At 73.1% G+C, this 19,133-nt stretch carries 12 protein-coding genes; 3 read left to right on the top strand and 9 right to left on the bottom strand.

The window, feature by feature from the left end; translation table 11 throughout:
• Positions 1–320: 320 nt before the first annotated feature.
• Both ACFWIC_RS15395 and ACFWIC_RS15400 read left to right on the top strand, forming a co-directional pair.
• Complete coding sequence (locus tag ACFWIC_RS15395; RefSeq protein ID WP_380518820.1) at positions 321–2,750, top strand: M4 family metallopeptidase; 2,430 nt, start codon at positions 321–323, stop codon at positions 2,748–2,750.
• Positions 2,751–2,984: 234 nt separating this feature from the next.
• A complete protein-coding gene (locus tag ACFWIC_RS15400; protein WP_380518822.1) occupies positions 2,985–4,379 on the top strand; it encodes a peptidoglycan-binding protein in 1,395 nt (464 codons plus the stop codon).
• A gap of 16 nt (positions 4,380–4,395) precedes the next feature.
• Here the strand turns inward: ACFWIC_RS15400 and ACFWIC_RS15405 are convergent, their stop codons facing one another.
• From ACFWIC_RS15405 to ACFWIC_RS15415, 3 genes are all read right to left on the bottom strand, one after another.
• Positions 4,396–5,757 (bottom strand): PhoH family protein, encoded by a 1,362-nt coding sequence (locus ACFWIC_RS15405; protein WP_380518825.1) that lies wholly within the window; start codon positions 5,755–5,757, stop codon positions 4,396–4,398.
• Between the two features lie 477 nt (positions 5,758–6,234).
• Positions 6,235–6,639, bottom strand: a complete 405-nt coding sequence (locus ACFWIC_RS15410; protein ID WP_380364830.1) for a hypothetical protein — start codon at positions 6,637–6,639, stop codon at positions 6,235–6,237.
• Between the two features lie 95 nt (positions 6,640–6,734).
• On the bottom strand, positions 6,735–8,774 hold the full coding sequence (locus ACFWIC_RS15415) for a phosphocholine-specific phospholipase C (RefSeq protein WP_380364363.1): 2,040 nt from the start codon (positions 8,772–8,774) through the stop codon (positions 6,735–6,737).
• A 627-nt stretch (positions 8,775–9,401) separates the two neighbouring features.
• Here ACFWIC_RS15415 and ACFWIC_RS15420 point away from each other — a divergent pair.
• Positions 9,402–12,302, top strand: coding sequence for an RICIN domain-containing protein (locus ACFWIC_RS15420; RefSeq protein ID WP_380518828.1), 2,901 nt, complete (start codon positions 9,402–9,404; stop codon positions 12,300–12,302).
• Between the two features lie 66 nt (positions 12,303–12,368).
• Here the strand turns inward: ACFWIC_RS15420 and ACFWIC_RS15425 are convergent, their stop codons facing one another.
• From ACFWIC_RS15425 to ACFWIC_RS15450, 6 genes are all read right to left on the bottom strand, one after another.
• The gene (locus ACFWIC_RS15425; protein WP_380518831.1) at positions 12,369–13,583 is read right to left on the bottom strand and encodes a sensor histidine kinase; all 1,215 of its coding nucleotides are present in this window, start codon (positions 13,581–13,583) and stop codon (positions 12,369–12,371) included.
• Positions 13,580–15,364, bottom strand: coding sequence for a cation acetate symporter (locus ACFWIC_RS15430; protein WP_380518833.1), 1,785 nt, complete (start codon positions 15,362–15,364; stop codon positions 13,580–13,582). Before ACFWIC_RS15430 ends, ACFWIC_RS15425 begins: the two co-directional genes overlap by 4 nt.
• A gap of 22 nt (positions 15,365–15,386) precedes the next feature.
• On the bottom strand, positions 15,387–15,761 hold the full coding sequence (locus tag ACFWIC_RS15435) for a hypothetical protein (RefSeq protein ID WP_266308914.1): 375 nt from the start codon (positions 15,759–15,761) through the stop codon (positions 15,387–15,389).
• Between the two features lie 194 nt (positions 15,762–15,955).
• Positions 15,956–16,765, bottom strand: a complete 810-nt coding sequence (locus ACFWIC_RS15440) for a LytTR family DNA-binding domain-containing protein (RefSeq protein WP_266308913.1) — start codon at positions 16,763–16,765, stop codon at positions 15,956–15,958.
• A gap of 209 nt (positions 16,766–16,974) precedes the next feature.
• A complete protein-coding gene (locus ACFWIC_RS15445; RefSeq protein ID WP_380518836.1) occupies positions 16,975–18,594 on the bottom strand; it encodes a cation acetate symporter in 1,620 nt (539 codons plus the stop codon).
• On the bottom strand, positions 18,591–18,956 hold the full coding sequence (locus tag ACFWIC_RS15450) for a DUF485 domain-containing protein (protein WP_266308911.1): 366 nt from the start codon (positions 18,954–18,956) through the stop codon (positions 18,591–18,593). Before ACFWIC_RS15450 ends, ACFWIC_RS15445 begins: the two co-directional genes overlap by 4 nt.
• Between the last annotated feature and the right edge of the window lie 177 nt (positions 18,957–19,133).

A 19,133-nucleotide genomic window follows, 5' to 3' on the forward strand; every position in this document is an offset into this window, starting at 1 on the left:
TCGTCGCGCAGGCCCTGACCAGTCCTCCGACCAGTCCTCGGACCCGGCGTCCGCCCCGGAGCGGGGCCCTGCGGAAGATCCGCCGGTGGGAGCGCGGGCCGCGCCGGGGCTTGCCGCATCAGGCCGGTTCGCACCGGACCTGGTGACATGTTCGCGCAAACATGTCAGGCTTCGTCGAGCCTGCCGAGCTCTTCAAGTGGTCAGTGGAGAGCGGCAGTTGCCTGTACGCCGTCGCCCGGACGGCGACCGGACAACGTTGTCCGGCGCATCCGGGTCCCCGAGGCCGGGCCCGACGCCGGCCACCCCCCGAGGAGTTTTCCTTGACACCTCACACCCGCAGGACAGCCGCAGCGTGCGCGCTCGCGCTCGGCGTCTCCCTCATCAGCGCCGTGCTGCCGCCCGGTGCCGCCTCGGCCGGACCGGTCACCTCCGGCTCCACCGTGACCGCCGCCGAGCGCGTCGGCCCCGGCGTCCCCGGCATCCCCGCCCCCCGGGCGGGCGCCGCGCCCGCGGCGCTGGACCAGGAGGAGCAGGCCGCGCTGACGGCCGACGCCCGGACCCGCCGCTCGGCCACCGCCGAAGCCCTCGGTCTCGGCCCCGAGGAGGAGTTGGTGCCGAAGTCCGTCAGCAAGGACACGGACGGATCGCTGCACACCCGGTACGACCGCACCCTCGCCGGACTCCCGGTCCTCGGCGGCGACCTGGTGGTCCACACGGCCGCCGACGGCACGGTCAAGGACGTCGACAAGGCCACCGGCGTCACCCTCGCGGTCAGCCCCTCCCTGGCGGCCGTCACCGCCGGGACCGCCAACGCCCGGGCGCTGGAGCGCGCCGGGGCCGAGGGGGTGAGCGGCGCGGCGGTCGCGTCCGTCCGCGAGGTCGTGTGGGCCGCGACCGGCCGGCCGGTGCGGGCCTGGGAGAGCGTCGTCGGCGGGGTGCAGGGCGACGGGACTCCAGCGGAACTGCACGTCGTCACCGACGCCGCCACCGGCGCCCACCTGTTCGACTTCCAGAACGTCAAGAACGGTACCGGCCACAGCCAGTACTCCGGCGAGGTCGCCATCGGCACCAAGGAGGCCGACGGCACCCACACGATGACCGACGACACCCGCGGCGGCCACCGGACGTACGACCTGGAGCACACCGAGGACGACCGGGCCAAGGGCACCCTGTTCGCCGACGCCGACGACGTCTGGGGCAACGGCCGGCCCGACCAGGTGCAGACCGCCGGCGTCGACGCCGCCTACGGTGCCCAACTGACCTGGGACTACTACAAGGAGGTCCAGGGCCGCAACGGGGTCAGGAACGACGGCGTCGCCGCGACCAGCCACGTCCACTACGGCACGAGCTACGCCAACGCGTACTGGTGGGACGTCTGCTTCTGCATGACGTACGGCGACGGCGACTACGACGTCAACCCGCTCACCTCGGTCGACGTGGCCGCCCACGAGATGACGCACGGCGTCACCTCCCACACCGCGGGCCTGGTCTACAGCGGTGAGTCCGGCGGCCTCAACGAGGCGACCTCCGACATCATGGCCTCCGCCGTCGAGTTCTGGGCCGGGAACTCCACCGATCCGGGGGACTACCTGATCGGCGAGAAGATCAACATCAACGGCGACGGCACGCCGCTGCGCTACATGGACAAGCCCTCCAAGGACGGCGCCTCCAAGGACTACTGGTACGCCGGGATCGGCTCCGTCAACGTCCACTTCTCCTCCGGCCCGGCCAACCACTGGTTCTACCTGGCCTCCGAGGGCAGCGGCGCCAAGCTCGTCAACGGCGTGGCGTACGACTCGCCGACCTCCGACGGCAAGGCGGTCAACCCGATCGGGCGCGCCGCCGCCGCGGCGATCTGGTACCGGGCGCTGAGCACCTACATGACCTCCTCCACCGACTACGCCGGTGCTCGCACCGCCACCCTCAAGGCCGCCGCCGACCTGTACGGCGCCGACAGCCTCGCCTACCGCAACACCGCCAACGCGTGGGCGGCCGTCAACGTCGGATCCCGCATCACCACCGGCGTCACCCTGACCGGTCCCGGCGACCAGGTCACCCGGACCGGCACCGAGGTGAACCTCCGGATCGAGGCCACCAGCAGCAACGCGGGGCCGCTCACCTACACCGCCACCGGCCTGCCCGCCGGCCTGACGATCGACGCCTCCAGCGGTGTGATCACCGGCACCCCCACCACCCAGGCCACCGGCACCGTCACGCTCACGGCCACCGACCCCACCGGGGCCCAAGACGTGGTGTCGTTCTCCTGGATCACCTACACCGTGGGGGAGTGCGCCACCACCCAGCAGTTGGCCAACCCCGGCTTCGAGGACGGCCCGGTCGCCTGGACCGCGTCGAACGGCCGGACCGTCGACTCCGGCAACCCCTACACCCTCCCGCGCAGCGGAGCGTGGAAGGCCTGGCTGGGCGGGCACGGCGACACCAGCACCGACACCCTGTCCCAGACCGTCCACATTCCGTACGGCTGCCGGGCGGTGCTGACCTTCTGGGTGCACATCAGCACCGGCGAGGAAACCACGACCGTGCCCTACGACAAGCTGACCGTCCAGGCCGGCGACACGGTGCTCGCCACCTGGTCCAACCTGGACGCGACCACCGGTTACGTCGAGCGGAGCGTCGACCTGTCCTCGTACGCGGGTCAGTACGTCGACGTGCGCTTCGTGGGCCGGGAGGACCTCTCGGCCCGGACGACCTATCTGATCGACGACACCGCGGTCACCCTCGGGAACTGACCCACCCGCAGGACCGCAGGGACACCTCCCCCCAGGACCGCCGCCCACCGGGCGGCGGTCCGCCGGGCGTACCGGAGCGCGGTCGGGCGCCGGCGCGGTCATGGTCGGGCGGTCACGGTTGCGCAACACGGCGGGCGCGGCCGCCGGCTCGCGGCTCCTCCCAGAGACAGCCGACGGAGACCCGGAGCCCGGCAGGGCGCGGGTCCGCCGAGGACCGATCCAGCAAGGACTTCCATGCCCGCTCCCGTCGCCCCCCTCACCGACTCCGAACTCTCCGGCCTGCTGGTGGCCGCGCCCACCCGGCGCGCCGCGGCCGAGGAGCTCATGCGCAGACACGGCGAGGTGGTGCTGGCCTACGCCGGCGTCCTCTGCGGGGACCGGCGGAGCGCCGAGACGCTCACGGTGGCGACCTTCAACCAGGCCCTGGACGTCTTCGACCGCGGGCCCGTCCCCGCCCTGACCTGGATGTCCTGCCTGGTGGACGGGGCCCGTCAACTGGCCGCCCGGTGGGCCGACGACGGACGCCCCGACCACCTGTCGCCCGCCTTCGGACGCTGGCTGCACCACCGACAGCAGGGGTCCGCCAGGGCCGGGCTCGTCGCCGCGCTCCGTACGGCCGAGAGCGGCTGCCCGCTCCTCCGCGCGCTCCACCGGCTGCCCGAACCCGCGGCGACCGAGGTGTGGCACACCTTGCTGCCGGTACCCGGAGCAGGTGCCCCGCCGGCGCACCCGGCCCCGGCCGGCCCGGTACGGCAGGAACTGGCCATGGCCTACCTGCGGGAACGCAACTCCCTCGTGACCGAGCGGCTGTGCCGGCACCTGGCGATCCGGCTGGCCGATGCCGCGAGCGGCGGTCGTGCGGCCGACCCGGAGATGACCGGCCACCTGGACGGGTGCGAGCCCTGCGCCGGGGCACTGGCCGACCTGCGGGCCGTCCACCACTGGGACATCGCCGAACTGCAGGCGCGCGCACTGCTCGGCCGCTGGGATCCGGCTCCGCCGGAGCCGTCCGACGCCGCGGCCGGGGACGCCGCCGACCGTGCGGCGCCCGCAGCGGTCGGAGCGGAGCCGCGCACGCCCGGACACCGTCGGCGCCGCCGGTCGGCACGGCACGCCCGCAGGCGCCGGACGGCGGCCCTCTGGGCGGCCGGACTCGGCACCTTGACGCTGGCCTGCACCATGACGCCGGTGCTGACCACGCCCGACCGGGCGGGGGACCGGCGTGCCGTGCCCACCCGGCCGGAGGAGGAACCGGACGCCGCGCCGGCACCCACCCTCTCCGCCGCCACGGCGGGCGGTCCGGGGAGCAGCCGCCCGGCGACGCCCGGACCCACCCCGTCGGACCGGCCCGGCACAACGTCGCCGACCGGCTCCGCCCGTTCCGCTCCCCTGCACTGGGGCGACAGCGGGGAAGGTGTCCTGACGCTGCAACGACTCCTGTCCGGCGCGGGCTGCTACCACCGGGGCATGCCGTTCGTCCGCGGCCGGTTCGACGAGGCCACCGTGGCCGCCCTGGAGCGTTTCCAGCGGGGAGCGGGCATCGGCGGCGCCGAACGCACCGAGGTGTCCTACGGCTCCGCGACCCGTGAGGTACTGGAAGGGGGCGACCGGGCCGCGGTCTGCCGTTAGGCGCTCCACGGCGGGGTCAGACCTGGACGTCCTCCAGCATCTCGGTGACGAGGGCGGCGATGGGGGAGCGTTCGGAGCGGGTGAGGGTGATGTGGGCGAAGAGTGGGTGGCCCTTCAGCTTCTCGACGACGGCGACGACGCCGTCGTGGCGGCCGACCCGGAGGTTGTCGCGTTGGGCGACGTCGTGGGTGAGGACGACGCGTGAGCCCTGGCCGATCCGGGAGAGGACGGTGAGCAGGACGTTGCGTTCCAGGGACTGTGCCTCGTCGACGATCACGAAGGCGTCGTGCAGGGAACGCCCGCGGATGTGGGTGAGTGGCAGGACCTCCAGCATGCCCCGGGAGATGATCTCCTCGATGACGTCGGGGGTGGTGACGGCGGAGAGGGTGTCGAAGACGGCCTGGGCCCAGGGGCTCATCTTCTCGCTCTCGCTGCCGGGCAGGTAGCCGAGCTCCTGGCCGCCGACGGCGTAGAGCGGGCGGAAGACCATGACCTTGCGGTGCTGCTGGCGCTCCAGGACGGCTTCCAGCCCGGCGCAGAGCGCCAGCGCGGACTTTCCGGTGCCGGCCCGGCCGCCCATGGAGACGATGCCGATGTCCGGGTCGAGCAGGAGGTCCAGTGCGACCCGCTGCTCGGCGCTTCGGCCGCGCAGTCCGAACGCCTCGCGTTCTCCGCGGACCAGCCGGACGCGGCCGTCGCCGGTGACCCGGCCGAGTGCCCGGCCGCGTTCGGAGGTGAGGACGAGTCCGGTGTGTACGGGGAGGTCGCTGACGCCTTCGATGGACACCGCGGTGTCGTGGCCGGCCGAGAACAGCGCGTCGACGTCGTCGGCCGCGACGTGGAGTTCGGACATGCCGGTCCAGCCGGAGGTGACCGCGAGTTCGGCCCGGTACTCCTCGGCGAGCAGGCCCACGGAGGACGCCTTGATCCGCAGCGGGAGGTCCTTGGAGACGACGGTGACGTCGTATCCCTCGGCCTGGAGGTTGCGTGCGACCGCGAGGATGCGGGTGTCGGCCTCGCCGCCGCCGATCCGGTAGCCGGCCGGGAGGATCGAGGGGTCGGAGTGGTTGAGCTCGACCCGGATGGTGCCGCCGAGCTCGCCGACCGGGATCGGCTCGTCGAGACGGCCGAAGCGGATCCGGAAGTCGTCGAGCAGCCGCAGCGCCTGGCGGGCGAAGTAGCCCAGTTCGGGGTGGTGCCGTTTGGCTTCCAGCTCGGTGACCACGACCACCGGGAGAACGACCTCGTGCTCCTCGAAGCGGGTCATGGCGAGAGGGTCCGCCAGGAGCACGCTGGTGTCGAGAACGTACGTGCGCCGGTCGCGCTTGCGTGCATGGAGCCACTGCTCGGGCCGGCTGCCGTGGTCTTCGCTGCTCATCGGGTACCTCCAGGGGGACTGGCCGGAGCGGGAACCGCGGCCCGGGGGACGGGCCGGACGGCGCACGGTCCGCCGGGGCGTGCGACCCTTCGCGGATCGCGACGGACGCCGGATCGGCGGGGTGTTCCGCGACCGCCGACCGTGTCCGGTCCGAAAGCCCGGAGGCATGGGCGAATCATCGGGGGCGAGACCGCCGGAATGCCGACCGGTGCCGTATTCCTTACCGGGGCGACCTCCTTCCGGCGGGGTGGGGAATCGTCGTGGGACGGCTCCTGACCTGCGGTTGTGCGGCTCCGAATGCACGGTGGAAATCCCGGCGGCCGACCGGTCTCCGCCGATCCCGGTCAATCCTCGGGCGGGATCGGGCTACCCGGAATCGGTCCGCACTGCGGTGGGCCGGAAATCCGTCGTCGCTTCGTTGGAAGCACGATAACCAGCGATCCACGCCACGGGAACATGACGTGGATCACGGCGGTGTCACGGTGTGCCGTGCGGACCCGCCCTCCCGCGACCGTAGACGGGCCGGACCGACGGCAGGTGCATCAGCACCTGGGCGGCCGGCGGGAGGAGGACGATCGCCAGGTCGACGACGGGCACAGGTCCGGGGGCGTCGATCGTCAGTACCGCCGTCACGAGGACCAGCAGCAGCGAGAGGGCGGCGAGGACGTCCAGCACCCCCCGCGCACGACGGCCTCCGTGAACGGCGCGGCGGACCGTGACGCCCGACGCGGCCAGCACGCCGATCGCCGGAAGCGGGAGGACGACGTCGCCGGGCTCCAGCCCTGCGGGAATCCGGAGGGAGAACACGTACAGCAGCATCAGGCCCGCGACGAGCAGGAAGAGGGACCAGAGGGCCGATGCGCAGCGCAGGGGAAGGGGCATGTGACCTGTATCCGGTGGAGGTGACGGCGCGGGGAGGGATCCGGGCGGGAGGACGGCGCGCGGGCCGGTACGGGCCCGCGCGCCGAACCCCCGGCCTACCGGAGGCCGGCCCCGGGGGCGCCGCCGGCGGCCGGATCGGTGATGCTCTCGGCTCCGTTCTCCACGTGGCCGGCGAACCGGCGCAGGAAGCCGTCGGCCGTGTCGGCGGTGGCGGTGAGGTCGTACCACCAGCTGCTGTCGGTGATCGTCCAGGAGTTCCGCACGGTCGCGGAGGCGGGCAGGTGGAACGTCCAGGGACCGTCCGTGCGGTAGGCGCCGGCCGTGACCGTGACGGTGCACGGGGCGGTGCCGCTGTTGGTCATGGTGAGCGTGAGACGGCCGTTCGGGACGTCTGCTTGCGCGGTGACTTCCGGGTTGGCGTGCCCGGCGGTGGTGGCGGTGAGCCGGTTGCCGCGAAAGCGTCGGTGCAGGCCGTTCGGACCGTAGAGGGAGAGGTCGTAGGAGCCGGCCGGCGTGCCCTGGACGAAGTGGTCGGTCAGGCTCTTGCCCGCCTCCACCGTGTGTCGCCAGGGCCCGTCCTTCCGGAAGGCGTTGGCGTAGAGGTGGACGCACTGCCCGGCGGTGCCGCTGTTCACCATGTCGATCCGGAAGGCCTCCGGGGTGACTCGCCCCGAGGCCTCGAAGGCGTACGGCAGGGCCCGGGCCTTGCGGTGCCCGGCCTCCTGCACCGGGAGGGTCTGCACGCGGGGCACCCTCGGCGCGGGGAGGTCGCGGCACTGTGCGGCGGATTGCCCGGGGTAGCCGCCGGTGTTCGGGAGGTCCGGCCAACCACTCTGCGGGGAGGTGAAGTCGAAGGCGGACCGCAGGTCCCCGGTGACCGCCCGGCGCCAGGGGCTGATGTTCGGCTCGGCCACACCGAACACCTCGGAGCAGAAGCGGATGACGGAGGTGTGGTCGAAGACCTCGGAACAGACGTACCCCCCGCGGGTCCACGGGGAGACGACGATCAGCGGCACGCGGAAGCCCAGCCCGATCGGCTTCCCGCCGCTGATCTCCCCGGCGGTGGTGACCGTGGACAGCCCGTCGGCCTCGGAGGTCGGCGGCATGGGCGGTGGCACGTGGTCGAAGAAGCCGCCGTTCTCGTCGTAGTTGAGGATGAACACGGTCTTGTCCTGGACGGCCGGGTTGGCGGCGAGTGCGGCGAGTAACCGCGCCGTGAGGTTCTCGCCGTCGGCGGGGCGGTGGTTCGCGTGCTCGGACAGGTGTTCCGGCGCGACGATCCAGCTGACCTGAGGCAGCGTGTCCCGGGCGACGTCCTCGCCGAAGGCCGAGACGAGGTCGGCGACGGTGGCGATCCCCTTGTCGTGGAGGGCCTGGCCGGGGCCGGACTGCTTGAAGGTCGCGAACCAGGCGAGCGCGTTGTCGTCGAAGTTGTCGGTCTGCTGGTAGACCTTCCAGCTGACGCCGGCCGACTCCAGGCGTTCGGCATAGGTGGTCCAGCCGAACCCCGGCTCCGGACACGTGTTGTCCATGACCGCGGCCTCACCCACCGAGAGGCCGTTGCTGCCGGTGAAGGCGTGCAGCCGGTTGGGGTTGGTCTGGGTCAGGGTGGACTGGAAGTAGTGGTCGCAGATGGTGAACTCGTCGGCGAGCCGGTAGTAGAAGTCCAGGTCCGGGCGGGTGAAGTAGCCCATCCCGACACCCGGGTCCCTGGCCGTGTTCCAGCGGTCGTACCGGCCGCCGTTCCAGACGGCGAGGTCGACAGGCCAGTTCATGGCGGGTGCCTCCGCGCACGTGGCGGAGGTGGTCGTGGTGTCCATCCGGAAGGGCAGGATGGAGCCGGTGCCACCGGACGCGGGCTGGTGCCACACCGGCTCGCCGTTCGGGAGCTTCACCGCGTTGCGGTCGCCGAAGCCGCGGACTCCGCTGAGGGAACCGAAGTAGTGGTCGAAGGCCCGGTTCTCCTGCATGAAGATCACCACGTGCTTGACGTCGGCGATCGTGCCGGTGCCCGACGGTGCCGGGGCGGCCGTCGCCCTGCGCAGCGCGGCCGGCAGCGCGGCCGCGCCGGCCACGGCGGCCGCGCTGCCGAGGAGGGCGCGCCGACTGACACCGGGTCTGGATTGGTCGTTCATGAGGGGGGAGTTCCTTTACGGCTGAAAGGGATGTGGGGGAGCCGGAGCAAGGTGACTTCGGGGTGGGTCACTTCGCCGGGATCGAGGTGAACGGTCTCAGCACCGTCGAGGCGAAGGCGGCACGGTGACTGCCGGTGCGTTCGCGGGAACGGGTCGGGGCTGCGCCATGGGATTCCTCTGGGGGTGAGGCGGCTGCGATCCGGGCGGGATCGCGAACCTGTTGCGAGACTCGCCGCGCGTTTCCCCCGGCTCCGTCCGTCCGACGGGCACGGGGGAGGGATCAAACGGGGGGTGACAAAATTAAACGCGTTCAAACAGGCGAGGGCTCTCATGACATCGGAAGACCGGGGGAGGTGTCAAGCGTCCGCCAGGGGCTCCGGGTGGGGGGCCGCGGGCGAGGCCGACCGGCCGTCGAGACCAAATAGCTTGTGGGGCCCAGGCCTTGACGCGGGCCGACTCGTCCTCGAAACTCGGCTGCAACCCGATGTTCACGCTAACATCCCACCGGGCGTGACCATGTGCAGCATTGGGCCCGGACCACGGCGCCGAGCCGCCCGTGTGCACCGCAGGCGCTCTGCGCCTCCCCCTTTGCTCCTTCCTCCCCCACCCGGCCAATGGAGCCCCACCATGAGCCTGCCCGATCCCCCTCTGCGCCGCCGACACTTCCTCGCCGGGGCCGCCGCCACCGCGGGCGCCGTCGTCCTGCCCGGCGGGTTCCGGCCGCCCCGGGCCGCGGCCGCCGTGCCGCCCCGGGTCACCCTCCCGGAGCGCGGGATCCACGACACCACGCCCGCCGCGGACTGGACCGACGGCTTCCTCACCGGCAACGGCGAGTACGGCGCGCTGCTCCACGGGACCCCCGCCCTGGAGAAGGTCGTGGTCAACCACCACCGCTTCGTCCTGCCCAACGGCACCCGCGCGGTCCAGCCCCCCGACCTCGCCGGACGGCTCCCCGAGGTGCAGGACAAGGCACTGGCCGGCGACTACGCCGGCGCGGCCGGCGCCTTCGCCGGAGACTGGGCCCTGCGCTGGACCCAGACCTACCACCCCGGCTACGAACTCCACCTGAGCACGCCGGAGATGAGCGGCGCCGCCGACTACGCACGGCTGACCGACTTCCGCACCGGTGAGGTCACCCACGCCTGGGCCGACGCGGCCGGCACCTGGAGGCGCCGTGCCTTCGTCTCCCGCGCGGACCGGGTCGTCGTCCACGAGCTGCTGCCCGCGACCGGCCGCACCGTCGCCACCGTGCTCGGCGTCCACACCGCCCTCGAAGGGACGCCGAGCAGCGTCACCTTCCGCACCACGGCGACGGCCGTCGGACGGGACGGCTACCTCGACGTCCGCGGCACCTATCCTGCCGGACAGGGAGCGTTCGGCTACCAGGGCGTCACCCGCGTCGTCGTCACCGGCGCCCGCGCGTCGGTCACCGTCCACGGCTCCACCCTGGTCGTCGCCGGGGCCGCCAAGGTCCTGCTCCTCACCAAGCTCGACCGGTACGAGACGCCGGACGCCTGGGACGCCCAGCCGCTGCAGAAGGCGCTCGCCGCGCTGACGGCCGACTACGGCACCCTGCTCGGCCGGCACCGGCCGCTGCACCGGGCGATGTTCGACGGTTCGAGTCTCGACCTCGGCGTCCCGGCCGCCGACCGCCGGCTGTCCACCGGCGAACTGATCGCCCGCCAGAACGCCAACCGGTCGAGCCTCGACCTGGCACTCCTGGAGCGGATGTACGACTCCGGGCGCTACCTGTTCGTCAGCTCCAGCGGAATCCTCCCGCCGCGGCTCACCGGCATCTGGTCCGGCAGCTGGACGGGCGCCTGGGCCGACGACATCACCACGGACGCCAACGTCAACCTCCAGGTCGCCGGCGGCAACATCCTCAGCCACGGCGACGCGATGCAGGGCTACTTCACCCTCGTCCTCGGCCAGCTCGCCGACTGGCGCGACAACGCCGCCAGGATCTACGGCGCCCGCGGCTTCCTCGCCCCCAGCCGCACCGACGGCGAGCACGGCCACATGCTCCACTTCAACGGCGGCGACTTCCCCGGCCAGTGCTGGACCGGCGGCGCCGACTGGCTGCTCCACCCCCTGCTGGAGCACTACCAGGTCACCGGCGACGCCGCGTTCCTCCGCGACAAGCTGGGCCCGGCCCTCATGGAACTCGCCCTGTTCTACGAGGACTTCCTGACCCGCACCGACGCCGGAGGGAAGAAGGTCTTCGTCCCGTCCTACTCGATGGAGAACGCGCCCGCCAGTACCGGGCAGATGCTGGCGGTCAACGCCACCGGCGACATCGCGGCCGGACGGCACGCCCTCCGGGCGGCGGTCGACGCCGCGAACGCCCTCGGCGTCGAACAGGGGCCGGGCCGGGGCGTCGCCCGCTGGACCGCCCTGCTGGCCCAACTGCCCGACTACACGGTCAACGGCGACGGCGCGCTCGCGGAATGGTCCTGGCCCGGCCTGACCGACCGCTACAACCACCGGCACGTCCACCACCTGTACGGGGCGTGGCCCCTGCACGAGATCAACCCCGAGGAGCGCCCCGACCTGGTCCGCGCCGCCGGCCGGGCCCTGGACCTGCGCGGCGACGAGAACCTCTCCGCGCACGGCAGCCTCCACCGCGCGCTGGCCCGCGCCCGGCTCAAGGACGGTGCCGGCGTCCACGAGAACCTCCGGAAGATCCTCGGCAACGACATGGTCTTCCGCTCCCTGATGACCTCCCACAACCCCGGACTCACCACGTACAACGCCGACGCCGCCAACGCCCTGCCGGCCGTCCTCGCCGAAGCCCTGCTCCACACCCGCCCGGGCGTCCTGGAGCTCCTGCCCGCCCTGCCCGCCCAACTCGCCAGGGGCACCGTCAAGGGCGTCCGCGGCCGCAACCGGGTCCTCGTCGAGAGCCTCGTCTGGGACACCGCGGCCCGCACCGCCACGGTCACCGTGACCTCGGACCTCACCCAGGAGATCACCCTGATCTGCCGCCGGGGCATCACCTCGATCACCACCCGGGCCCCGGTCGCCGCCTCCCCGCTCGGCGCCCACGCCAGGAGGGTCACCCTGACCGCCGGCACCCGCACCAAGATCAACCTCGGCCTGCTCGCAGGCACCTACCGCCTGGTCAACCGGGCCGGCGGGAAGGTCCTCGACGTCCGCGACCACTCCACCGCCGACGGCGGAGGCGTCGTCCAGTGGCCCTGGAACGGCGGGGCCAACCAGCGGTGGGACCTCGAACCCGAGGCGGACGGCTCCTTCCGCCTGGTCAACCTCCACAGCGGCAAGGTCCTGGACAACCCCGGCACCTCCACCGTCCCCGGCCAGGCCCTGGACCAGTGGGCCAACACCCGCAGCCCCAACCAGTGGTGGCGGATCGTCCCCGCCACGACCGTCGGCCACGTCCACCTGGTCAACGTCTCCAGCGGCCTCTGCGCCGACGTGGAGGCCGGCTCCACCGCCGACGGCGCCCGGATCGTCCAGCAGCCCGTCCGCGGCACGGCCGGCCAGGACTGGAAGCTGGAGACCGCCTGACCCGGCCCGGCCCGACCCGCCCGGACCTGACTCGCCCGGACCCGGCCACGGCCGGGTCCGGGCGGGTCAGGCGCCGCTGCGGGGCACCCGGTGCACACCCGCGCGGAACTTGGGGAGCCGGACCGTCACCTTCGTCCCCGCCCCCACGGCCGTCTCGACGACCAGCCCGTGGTCGTCGCCGTAGACCCTCCGCAGCCGTTCGTCGACGTTGCACAGACCGATGCCCGACGCCCCGCCCGCCTCCCCGGCCAGGACACGCCGCAGCTCCGCAGGGTCCATACCGACCCCGTCGTCCTCGACCGTCACCACCGCCTCGGCGCCGGCGTCCTGGGCGGAGATGGAGATCCGGCACTCGCCCCCCGAGTTCTCCAGACCGTGCTTGACGGCGTTCTCCACCAGCGGCTGGAGGCAGAGGAAGGGCATGGTGACGGGAAGCACCTCGGGAGCCACCTGGAGGGTCACCTTCAACCGGTCGCCGAACCGGGCGCCCGCCAGCGCCAGATACTGCTCGATGCAGCGCAACTCGTCGGCGAGGTGCGTGAAGTCGCCCTGACGGCGGAACGAGTACCGGGTGAAGTCCGCGAACTCCAGAAGGAGTTCACGGGCCCGCTCGGGGTCGGTCCGGACGAAGGACGCGATCGCCGCCAGCGAGTTGAAGATGAAGTGCGGGGAGATCTGCGCCCGCAGCGCACGGATCTCCGCCTCGATGATCCGCGTCCGCGAGCGGTCCAGCTCGGCCAGCTCCAGTTGCACGGACACCCAGCGGGCGACCTCCGTCGCGGCTCGCACCAGCACCGCGGACTCGCGCGACCCGTAGGCCACGAGCGCGCCGAGGACGCCCTCCTCCCCGGTCAGTGGGGCGATGACGGCCCAGCGGAGCGGGCAGGCGGGATCGTCGCAGCCGGTGTGGATGCTCTGGCTGCGCCCCGACGCGAGGACCTCCGTGATCCGCCCCATCACCCGCTGCGGATGGTGGTCGGCGCCCCGGCCGTCCCAGGCCAGGACGGCTTCCCGGTCGGTGAGGCACAGGGCCTCGGTGCCGAGCAGGGAACGCAGCTGGCGGGCGGCCCTGCGGGCGGTGTCCCCGGTGAGCCCGGCCCGCAGCGGAGGGGCGGCCAGGGACGCCGTGTGCAGGGTCTGGAACGTCGCCCGCTCGACCGGGGTCCCGAGATCGAGGTCCCGTGCCGGCCCGCGCCGTACGCTCGCCCGGCCGAGCAGGAAGCCGACGGCGAGCAGCACGGCCACGGCGGTGCACAGGGTGGTGACGGTCGCCGCGGTCACGGCCGCCCCGCGGGATCCGGCTGCCGGGCGGCGCCGCCACCGGCGCCCGGGCCGGGGACCGGCCCCGGCCGGGGGAGGCCGACCATGTCCTCGGGCAGGTGGAGCCGCGCCAGGACGGCGGCGGCCCCGGCCGGTACGTGCCGCGGTGTCGCGAGCGACACCAGCACCATGGTGAGGAAGCCGAGCGGCACCGACCAGACGGCCGGCCAGGCCAGCAGGACGTCGCCCCAGCCCCCGGGGGCGATCCCGGACCGGGACACCAGGACGGCCACCAGGGCCGAGCCGCCTCCGGCGAGGAGGCCGGCCGCGGCGCCCGGCGGCGTCAGCCGGCGCCACCAGATCCCGAGAACGAGCAACGGACAGAAGGAGGACGCCGCCACGGCGAAGGGAAGGGCGACCGCGTCCGCGGCCGGCACGTGGGAGGCCGTGACGCTCACCGCACAGGGCACGGCCATGGCGATGACGGCGGCCAGCCGGAAGGACCGGACCCCCGCCGAGGGCAGGACGTCCTGGGACAGCACTCCGGCGACGGACGTGGTCAGCCCGGACGCGGTGGACAGGAAGGCCGCGAAGGCGCCGCCGGCCAGCAGCGCACCCAGCAGGTCCCCCGTCACGCCGCCGATCACGCGCTCCGGCAGGACGAGCACCGCGGCGTCGGCCGCGCCCGTGAGGGCGAGCTCGGGCGCGTAGACGCGGCTCAGCGCGCCGTACACCGGCGGCAGCAGGTAGAAGGCGGCGACCAGCGCGAGGACCACCAGCGTGGTACGCCTCGCCGCCCGCCCGTCGGGGCTGGTGTAGAAGCGGACGGCGACGTGCGGCAGCCCCATCGTGCCGAGGAAGGTCGCCATGATCAGCCCGTACGTCGCGTACAGCCGGTGGCCCTGGCCGCCGTCCTCCGCGAACGGCGAGGACCGGACCGGCTCGGGCCCGGTGGAGACCCGTCGGGGGACCTCCGTGCCGGGGGCGAAGGACAGCTCCGTCCCGGCGACGATGCGGTGGGTGCCCCTGTCCAGGGTGAGCTGCTCCCCGCCGTGGCGGGCACCGTCGACGGAGCCGGTGACCCCCACGGTCAGCGGCTCGTCCAGGTCGACCCGGACGGTGTCGCCGATCCGCACCACGGTGTGCTGCCGGAGGACGGCGGTCGCGTCGAACCCGGCCCGCGGCGTGTCGTCGCCGAACCAGGCGGCGAGCAGGAACAACGCGGGGACCAGCAGTGCGGTGAGCTTCAGCCAGTACTGGAAGGCCTGGACGAAGGTGATGCTGCGCATCCCGCCGGCGGCGACGACTCCGGTGACGACCAGGGCGACGACGACGCCCCCGAGCCATCCGGGGGCGCCGGTCAGGATCTCCAGGGTGAGGCCGGCGCCCTGCAGCTGCGGCAGCAGGTAGAGCCAGCCGATGCCGACGACGAACAGGGCGGCCAGCCGGCGCACGGCGGGCGATTCGAGCCGGGCCTCGGCGAAGTCCGGGAGGGTGTACGCGCCGGAGCGGCGCAGCGGGGCGGCGACCAGGGTCAGCAGGACCAGGAAGCCGGCCGTGTAGCCGACCGGGTACCAGAGCATGTCCGGGCCCTGGAGGAAGAGCAGTCCGGCGATGCCGAGGAAGGAGGCGGCGGAGAGGTACTCGCCGCTGATGGCGGCGGCGTTCAGTCCGGGGCCGACGGTCCGGGAGGCGACGTAGAAGTCGGAGGTGGTGCGGGAGACGCGCAGGCCCAGCGCGCCGATCAGGACGGTGGCGACGACGACGAGCGCGACGGCCGTCACCGCGTAGGTCTGGTTCACCGGTCCGATCCCGTCGCCGTGCTCAGCGGCCCTCGACGAGCCCGGTGAAGTCGCGCTCGTTGCGTTCGGCGCGGCGCACGTAGCGGCGGGCGACGAGCCAGATCACCGGGTGGACGGCCACGCCGAGCACGGCCCAGAGGACCGGACCGCGGGCCGGGACGGAGCCGGCGGTGGGGGAGGCGAACAGCAGCGGGAGGGTGCCGACCAGCAGGAGGAGCAGGCCCAGCGCGGACAGCCCCGCACGCAGCTGACTCCGCATCAGGGAGCGCACGTACACGTCCCCGAGGGGTGTCCGTTCGGCGATCTCGCTGCGCGCCGGGCGGTCACCGGGCGGACGGCCGGCGCGTCTGGGTATGCCGGTGACCACCTCGCGGCGGGGTCGGTGCTCTGCTGGCATCGCATCGGCTCCGGCATCGTCCGGCGGGACCGTCCGGACGGGCGTCCGGGGTCCTCGAAGAGTACAGAGCGGTGGCGGAGGAAGGTAGGTCATGTGCGGATGAGGCCGACGCCGGGCGGGGTGCTGCGGCGCGTGACGGCGGAGGTGTGGAACGGGCCCCGGGCGGTGCGGCGGTGCGGTGCGGCGTCCGGGTGTCAGCCGTGGGCGCGACGGATCAGCAGGTCGCGGAGGTGGCGCCCGTGGCGGCGGCTGACCGCGAGGACGGTGGTCCCGATGCGCACGGTGGTCGCCCCGGAGTCGAGCCGGAGCTCGTCGATGCGACCGAGGGCGACGAGGTGGCTGCGGTGGATGCGGACGAAGCCGTGCGGGGCCCAGCGCTCCTCCAGGACGGCCAGCGGGATCCGGACGAGGTGGTCGCCGTCGGCCGTGTGCAGCCGTGCGTAGTCGCCGTGGGCCTCGACGTAGGCGATGTCGGCGAGCGGCACGAGCCGGGAGACACCCGCGCGGTCCACCTGGATGTACTCGGCCGGGCCCCCGGGCGGAGCGTTCCCCGCCGTGACGGAGGGCGCCTCCGGCGGGACGTCGGCCGGGACGGGGGCGCCCTCGCGCGCGGCTTCGGCCAGTTCGCCCGCCCGCCGGACCGCCTCGGCCAGCCGCTCCCGTCGTACCGGCTTGAGCACGTAGTCGACGGCCTTCAGGTCGAAGGCCGCGACGGCGAAGTTCTCGTGGGCGGTGACGAAGACGATCAGCGGAGGCCGGGCGAACCCGGCGATGAGTTTGGCCATGTCGAGCCCCGTCAGGCCCGGCATGTGGATGTCGAGGAAGACGACGTCGACGGCTTCCGGACCGTCGGGTCCCGCGTCGAGTGCCCGGCTGAGGCGGAGCAGCGCTTCGGTGGCGCCGCCGGCGCCCTCGGCGCTCCGGACCCGTGGGTCGGCGCGCAGGAGGTACAGCAGTTCCTCGAGCGCCGGCGCCTCGTCGTCGACGGCCAGTACGCGCAGCATGCTGCGGAGTGTAGACCGCATCGGGCGGCGTTCGTCCTCGGCTTGGCGATCGGGCCGAGGGTCCGGCCGACCTGCGCCCGCAGCTCCTCGACCCTCCGCGGGTGGCGGGCCTCGTCCGGTCCCGCGCAGTCCTGGCCGGAGTGCGCGGGACCGGAGGAAGCTTCCACCTCCGGGGAACCGACTCGTTCGGGTCGGGGAGTTCGGTCGGGTCAGTGGGCGCCGAGTCCGGTGAGGGAGCGGACTTCCAGTTCGGCGTACTTCGCGGGGTCGGCCTTCTCCTTGGAGAGGAGGGTGCCGATCACGCCGGCGAGGAAGCCGATGGGGATGGAGACCAGGCCGGGGTTCTCGAGCGGGAACCAGTGGAAGTCGCTGTCGGGGAGCAGTGAGGTCGGCTTGCCGGAGACGACGGTGGAGAAGGCGACCAGCAGCACGGAGCTGATGAGTCCGGCGTAGACGGAGCTGACGGCGCCGGCGGTGTTGAAGCGCTTCCAGAAGAGTGAGTAGAGCAGGGTGGGCAGGTTGGCGGAGGCGGCGACGGCGAAGGCCAGTGCGACGAGGGCGGCGGTGTTGAGCTTGTCGGCGAAGAGCGACAGGACGATGGCGACGGCGCCGATGGCGACGGCGGCGAGTTTGGCGGAGCGGACCTCCTCCTTCTCGCTCGCCCTGCCGCGGCGGATGACGTTGGCGTAGAGGTCGTGGGCGAAGGAGGCGGAGGAGGCGAGGGTGAGTCCGGCGACCACGGCGAGGATGGTGGCGAAGGCGACTGCGGAGATCACCGCGAGGAGGATCGCGCCGCCGGTGGTGCCGGGGCCTCCGCCCAGGTGTTCGGCGAGCAGGGGTGCGGCGGTGTTGCCGGCGGCGTTGGAGGCCTTGATGGTCTTCGGACCGAGCAGGGCGGCGGCGCCGAAGCCGAGGGCGAGGGTCATCAGGTAGAAGCCGCCGATGATGCCGATCGCCCAGAGCACGGACTTGCGGGCGACCTTGGCGGTGGGGACGGTGTAGAAGCGGACCAGGATGTGCGGCAGGCCGGCGGTGCCGAGCACCAGGGCGATGCCGAGGCTGAGGAAGTCGAGCTTGCTGGTGCCGGTGGCGCCGTACTTCAGTCCCGGTTCGAGGAACGCGGAGCCCTTGCCGCCGGCGTCGGCGGCGGCGCCGAGCATGGTGGAGATGTTGAAGCCGTACTTGGCGAGGACCAGGACGGTCATCAGGCCGGCGCCGGCGATGAGCAGGACGGCTTTGACGATCTGGACCCAGGTGGTGCCCTTCATGCCGCCGATCACCACGTAGACGACCATCAGGGCGCCGACGGCGACGATGGTCCAGCGCTTGGCGCCGTCGCCGCTGACGCCGAGGAGCAGGGCGACGAGGGAGCCCGCGCCGACCATCTGGGCGAGCAGGTAGAAGATCGACACGACGATGGTGGAGATGCCGGCGGCGGTGCGGACGGGGCGCTGGCGCATCCGGAAGGCCAGGACGTCGGCCATGGTGAAGCGTCCCGAGTTGCGCAGGGGTTCGGCGATCAGCAGGAGCGCGACCAGCCAGGCGACGAGGAAGCCGACGGAGTAGAGGAAGCCGTCGTAGCCGTAGAGGGCGATGGCGCCGGCGATGCCGAGGAAGGACGCGGCGGACATGTAGTCGCCGGAGATGGCCAGGCCGTTCTGGAAGCCGGTGAAGCCGCGCCCGCCCGCGTAGTAGTCGGCGGCGTCCTTGGTCTGCCGGCCGGCCCAGAGGGTGATGCCGAGGGTGGCCAGGACGAACAGGCCGAACAGGGTCATGGTGAGGGTGCGGTGCTCGGTGGAGGCGCCGGCGGCGAGCAGGGTGGTGGTCATGAGTCGGCCCTCCCGGGGGCGGCGGGTGCCTCGGCCGTCCGGCCTTCGCGGATGGCGGCGGCGGGCGGGTCGAGGTGGCGGTCGGCGTAACGGGCGTACCACGCCGCGATGGTGAAGGTGCTGGCGAACTGGAGCAGGCCGAGGACGAGGGCGACGTTGACGTGGCCGAACAGCTTGGCGCCCATGAGGCCGGGGGCGTAACTGGAGAGCAGGACGTAGAGCAGGTACCAGAGGATGAAGCCCGCGGTCACCGGGAAGGCGAAACCGCGGAAGGACCTGCGGAGCCGGCGGAACTCCTCGCTCTGTTCGAGGTGTTCGGGGCGGTCGGGGACCGTCGGCCGGGTGGTGGGTGGAGTGTCCACGCGTGCCTCCTGGGTGAGCGGGTGCGGTGGAGGAGCGGGGCCGGGTGGGGCTGTCGCACGGGTGCGCGTCAGGGTCCCGGGCCCTGCTCGCCGGGTGGTGCGGGGCCGTCGTCGGGGCCCCTCCCACCAGCGGGTTCGTTCCTGCGGCGTATCCCAGCGCCTGCGGGCGCGCGCCGG

It is taken from the genome of Kitasatospora sp. NPDC127035 (assembly GCF_042726075.1).
Lineage (GTDB): Bacteria > Actinomycetota > Actinomycetes > Streptomycetales > Streptomycetaceae > Kitasatospora.